This is a genomic window from Spongiactinospora gelatinilytica, assembly GCF_003236385.1.
Lineage (GTDB): Bacteria > Actinomycetota > Actinomycetes > Streptosporangiales > Streptosporangiaceae > Spongiactinospora > Spongiactinospora gelatinilytica.
Window position 1 is genome coordinate 1 of the sequence record NZ_POUA01000463.1, and the last position, 5,061, is coordinate 5,061.

Below are 5,061 nucleotides of genomic sequence, written 5' to 3' on the forward strand. Positions count from 1 at the left end.
GTCGTAGAGCTCGTCGGCGTGGGTGCGGAGTTCGGGGCGGGTGCGGGCGGCGGCGACGAAGGAGAGCCAGACGATGACCTCGGTGCGGCGCTGGTCGTCGAGCGGCAGGAGCTCGGCGAGCATGCGGACGACGGTCTCGCGTCGCTCGGCCGGGGGGAGCGGGGCCGAGGGGTTCAGCAGGCGGTCGGCGTGGACGGTCAGCCGGGCCATCAGCCGGGCGGACATCTCGCGCATCGCGAACACCATCAGCTCGGTGTGCCCGGCGAAGTAGTGACGGACCGACCCGATGGCCAGTCCGGCCTCGGTGGCGACGTTGCGCAGTGACGCCTGCTCCAGGCCCTCGCGGCAGACCACGCGGAACACCGCCTCGGCGACCGCTCGCCGCCGCTCGTCCGGGTCCACGATTTTCGGCACACCGTCTTTATAGCACGGGCATGCTATGGTCGTTTATAGCATGGTCGTGCCATAAACGGAGGTGTTATGAGCGAGATACTGCTCCCGGTCGTGGTGGTCGGCCTGGTCGTCGCCGTGGTGATACGGCGGTTCCGGGGGGAGCCGCTGACGGCTCGCGACCTGTTCGTCGCGCCTGTCGTACTTGTCGGCATCGGGGCGTACGGGCTGATCAAAAATGTTCGGCCCGAGGGGACCGACCTGGCGTGGGTCGTGGCCGGCGCGGTGGTGGGCCTGCTGCTGGGCGCGGTACGTGGCCTCACCCCGCGACTGTTCGCCCGTGACGGGCATCTCTGGCAGCGCTATACCGTCTGGACGCTGCTGGTCTGGGTCGGTTCGGTGGTGGCCAACTTCGGCATCGGCGCGCTGGCCACGGCGGCCGGTACGCCGGAGCAGGTCCGTCCGATGGGCCTGTCCATCGGCATCGGCCTGCTGGGGGAGGCCGTCGCGCTGGGGCTGCGCGCCCGCTCGATGGGCGTCCCTTTCGCTCCAGAGGAGGAGGGTTCTGTGCTCGATCGCCTGATCGGCCGCTCTTCGTCCGGTATGGGAGGGACGAGCTCAACGGTGCTCGGCGATCGGCGCGACCGTGCCGGTTCGCGCGACGGCGGGTCCCGCCGTACGTGGCCCTGACCGGCCGGTACGCCGCAGCGCCCTCGGTGGTGACCCGGCTCGGGGAGGCCGGCCACGGGGTGAGCACTACGACCGGGCCTCCAGGCACCACAGGGACGTGACCTCGGCGGCCCTGGCGGTGTGGAACGGGTCTGTGGGGTCGCTCGCTCGCGGATGGCGTGGTCGGGTGTCGAGTCGGCCCGTCACGTGCAGGCCCGCCGCCGCGATGGCCGCCAGCAGTTCGCCGCGCGTTCGGAGTTCAAGGTGTTCGGCCAGGTCGGACAGGATGAGCCAGCCCTGTCCGCCGGGGGTGAGATGGGCGGCCAGTCCGTCCAGGAAGCCGGACAACATGGCGGAGCCGGGATCGTAGACACCGTGTTCGATGGCGGTCGCCGGGCGGCCCGGGAGCCAGGGTGGATTGCAGACGATGAGGTCGGCCCGGCCCTCGGCGGGAAACAAACACGGGCCTTCGATTTCCACACCGTCGCCGAGATTCAGCCGCCGGACATTGTCGCGGGCGCATTCCAGGGCGCGCGGGGAGTCGTCGGTGGCCACGATGCGATGAAATCCCCGCCTGGCCAGTACGGCGGCGAATACCCCCGTTCCGGTGCCGATGTCGAAAGCGACCCGAGAGGCGCCGGTCGCCGGAGGTGGCGGCGCTTGAGCGACCAGGTCGACGTACTCCCCGCGCACCGGTGAGAACACTCCATAGTGCGGATGAATGCGAGCGCCGCCCAGCGCCGGAATCCGTACGCCTTTCAGCCGCCATTGATGCGCGCCGATTACTCCGAGCAGTTCGCTGACGGAGACCACCATCGATTCGCGCGATGGGCCGTACGCCTCGGCGCAGGCCCGGCGGACGTCGGGCGCGCGGCGCAGGGCCAGGGAGTGATCGCTCGCCAGCTCCACCAGGAGCATGCCCATGACCTGGGCACGACGTGCGCGGGTACGGCGGTGCAGCCGGAACGCCTGCGCCGGATCGGTGCCGGCGGGCACGGGCTTCGCGTCAATGCGCCGACCCATCGCGCGCAGCAATTGGCGGGCATTGTGGAAATCCCCCCGCCACAGCAGCCCGGTGCCCTCACGGGCCAGCCGGCAGGCGGTGCCGGCCCGCATTCGGTCGTCGGCGATCACAATTCGCCGGGGCGGGGGTGCGGCGTTCTCCGAATGCCAGCGGGCGGAGAGTTCGGTCGAATCGGTGGTGTGAGATTCGGTCCAGCGGATCGTGGACACGACGTACTCCTCGCGCTCGAACGTACGAAGGCACGAAGCGCATTTCGACGAGGAGCAGAGGAAGCCGCCGCCGCTCAGGCCATCAAGCGGGTGTCAGGAAGGACGGGTCAACGCTCCCGCGCCGAAACGCGCGAGGAGATGTCGCCGAGAACCATGCCGAGCGTCATGACCGGCCCTTTCCGCGAGGAGATCGCTCCAGGCTCGCACACCTCACAGTCCATCCGCAAATCAGCCCAGGTCAAGCCATTCGGGGCGGCAGGCTGCGCGGCTACGAGGTCATGGCGCTACGGACAGTGGTCAAGTGATTACAGCGGGCGCATACTGGAGCCTTATGAGCCTCCCAGCCTGGCCGGTCGATGCGCCCCGTCCTCGACGGGCGGCGCGGCGCTCGCCCGATGGCCGCGCAGCGATTGAGGAGGCGAGCGGCGGGCCGCCGCCGTGCATCTGGTCGTGGATCTTCCTGCTCAGAAGGCGATGAGCACGCCCGTCACGATCCGCCGTACCCGCCCAGCGCATCGGAGACGGGCGAGACGCGGTGTGACGGATGCGGACGTCGTCGTGGTCGGGGCCGGGATCGCCGGGCTGGCCGCCACGGCCGAGTTGGCCGAGGCCGGCCGTACGGTGGTGCTGGTCGATCAGCAGGGCAGGCTGGGCGGGCAGGCGCTCTGGTCGTCCGGCGGGCTGTTCATGATCGACACGCCCGAGCAGCGGCGGATGGGCATCCGCGACTCCACCGAACTGGCCTGGCAGGACTGGCTGGGTACGGCCGGCTTCGACCGCGGCGTACAAGATCCTGAAGGACAGGACTTCTGGGCGGTGCAGTGGGCGCGGGCCTTCGTGGAGTTCGCGTCGGGCGAACTACGGGCATGGCTGCGCGCGCAGGGGGTGCGGTGGTTCCCGCTGGTGTACTGGCACGAGCGCGGCGCCCAGCTCGCCGGCGGCCAGGGCAACTCGGTACCCCGCCTGCACATCACCCGCGGCACCGGGCCCGGCCTGCTGGCTCCGCTGGAGCGGCGGGTCCGCGCGGCCGTCGAGCGCGGCACGGTGCGACTGCGGTTCGGCCACCGGGTGGACGAGCTGGTCGTCACGGCGGGGGCGGTCACCGGCGTCCGCGGCACGATCCGCCCGCCGGACTGTGCGGCCACGGATGTGGCCGTGCCGTACCGGCGCGCCCCGGTGGCCGTACCGTGCGCCACCGCGTCCAGCGAGGCGTTCGAGATCAGCGCGCAGGCGGTGATCGTCACGTCCGGTGGGATCGGCGGGGACCAGGCGCTGGTACGCGCGAACTGGCCGCCGCGGCTCGGCCCGCCGCCCCGGCGCATGCTGGCCGGGGTGCCGGGGCACGTGGACGGCCGGATGCTGGCGATCAGCGAACGCGCCGGGGCGCGTCTGGTCAACTCCGACCGGATGTGGCACCTGCCGGAAGGCATCCGGGACGGGCACCCGATCTGGGCCGGGCACGGCACCCGCATCCTCGCGGGTCCGTCCGCGCTCTGGCTGGACGCCTGCGGTCACCGGCTTCCCGCACCCAACTTCCCCGGCGTCGACACCCTCACCACCCTGCGGGCCATCGCCGAATCCGGGCACGACCACTCCTGGTTCGTGCTCACTCGCAAGATCGCCGAGAGGGAGCTGGCGCTGGCGGGGGCCGCGCAGAACCCGGACCTCACGGGCCGGGACCCGCTGGCGATGGTCAAACGGCTGATGCCCCGGATGACACCGCCGCTGCGGGCGTTCCTGAGCCTGGGCGCCGACTCGGTGGTGGCCCCGACGCTGCCGAAACTGGTCGAGGGGATGAACGATCTGACCGGGCAGCCGCTGATCCGCCTGGACGACCTCAAACGGCAGATCGAACTGAGGGACCGGGAGATCGGCAAGCGGTTCGCCAAGGACGCCCAGCTCACGGCCATCCGCGACGCCCGGCGCTACCTGGGCAACCGGCTGATCTTCACCGCCGCGCCGCATCGGATACTCGACCCGGGGGCGGGGCCGCTGATCGCGGTCCGGCTCACCGTGCTCACCAGGGAGACCTTGGGCGGGCTCCAGACCGACCTGTCCGGCCGGGTGCTCCGCCCCGACGGCGACGTACTTCCGGGACTGTACGCGGCTGGCGAGGCGGCGGGCTTCGGCGGCGGCGGCATGCACGGCTACCGAGCCCTGGAGGGCGGCTTCCTCGGCGGCTGCCTCTTCTCCGGCCGCCGCACCGGCCGCGCCGTCGCCCACGCCACCTGACCCCGATCTCTCACCCCCGGCCGCCGACACCCCCACATGCCCACCGGCAGGTGCCGGGCTCTCGTTGGCGGCCGCCCACGTTCGCTTCGGTGCCCGTACTCGGATCCCGGGCTCTGTGATGATGTTGGCAGTCGGCCCCCTCCTCGCCTGGGGCTCTCACATGGTCGCCGGTATCGCACATGCCCGCCCTCATATTCACGCGGTCGTCGGCAGTCGCCTGCGTTGGCCTCGGAGCCCGTACTCAGGAGCCAGTCCTTCTCCCCGTCGGCCGGCCGTCGGCCCGTCCGCGCCTACAAGCCGGATCTCACGCGGTTGTCGGTGGTCGTCCGTGCCCTGGAGTACACCTACACGCGCAGGGCCCTCATCGGGGCGTCGGTGGCCACCCGCGCCCCCTCGGGGCGAGGGGGCCTGGGCGTTTCGAGTCTTCGGTGGACGCCACCGAATCGTTCACGCCTGGATGTACGTGATCGTGTGTCGGAGGCCGGGGTGGCCTTAGCCGGTGGCGACCGGTTCGGGGTCTGTCACTTATACACATCT

General features: G+C 71.2%; 4 protein-coding genes. 2 read left to right on the top strand and 2 right to left on the bottom strand.

The window, feature by feature from the left end:
- Nucleotides 1-414, bottom strand: a 414-nt coding sequence (locus tag C1I98_RS34750; protein WP_111171564.1) for a TetR/AcrR family transcriptional regulator, incomplete at its 3' end; no start/stop codon positions are given.
- 66 nt (nucleotides 415-480) lie between these two features.
- Here C1I98_RS34750 and C1I98_RS34755 point away from each other — a divergent pair.
- Nucleotides 481-1,080 (top strand): DUF1453 family protein, encoded by a 600-nt coding sequence (locus C1I98_RS34755; protein WP_111171561.1) that lies wholly within the window; start codon nucleotides 481-483, stop codon nucleotides 1,078-1,080.
- Nucleotides 1,081-1,146: 66 nt separating this feature from the next.
- Here the strand turns inward: C1I98_RS34755 and C1I98_RS34760 are convergent, their stop codons facing one another.
- Entirely contained in the window at nucleotides 1,147-2,292 is a 1,146-nt protein-coding gene (locus tag C1I98_RS34760) for a methyltransferase (RefSeq protein WP_111171562.1), read from the bottom strand.
- A gap of 474 nt (nucleotides 2,293-2,766) precedes the next feature.
- Between C1I98_RS34760 and C1I98_RS34765 the strand changes: the two genes are divergently transcribed.
- Nucleotides 2,767-4,524, top strand: coding sequence for an FAD-binding dehydrogenase (locus C1I98_RS34765; RefSeq protein WP_111171563.1), 1,758 nt, complete (start codon nucleotides 2,767-2,769; stop codon nucleotides 4,522-4,524).
- Nucleotides 4,525-5,061 lie beyond the last annotated feature (537 nt).

Coding starts and splice junctions, on each gene's coding strand:
- C1I98_RS34755 (WP_111171561.1), top strand. CDS start 481: ATGAGCGAGATACTGCTCCCGGTCGTGGTGGTCGGCCTGGTCGTCGCC.
- C1I98_RS34765 (WP_111171563.1), top strand. CDS start 2,767: ATGAGCACGCCCGTCACGATCCGCCGTACCCGCCCAGCGCATCGGAGA.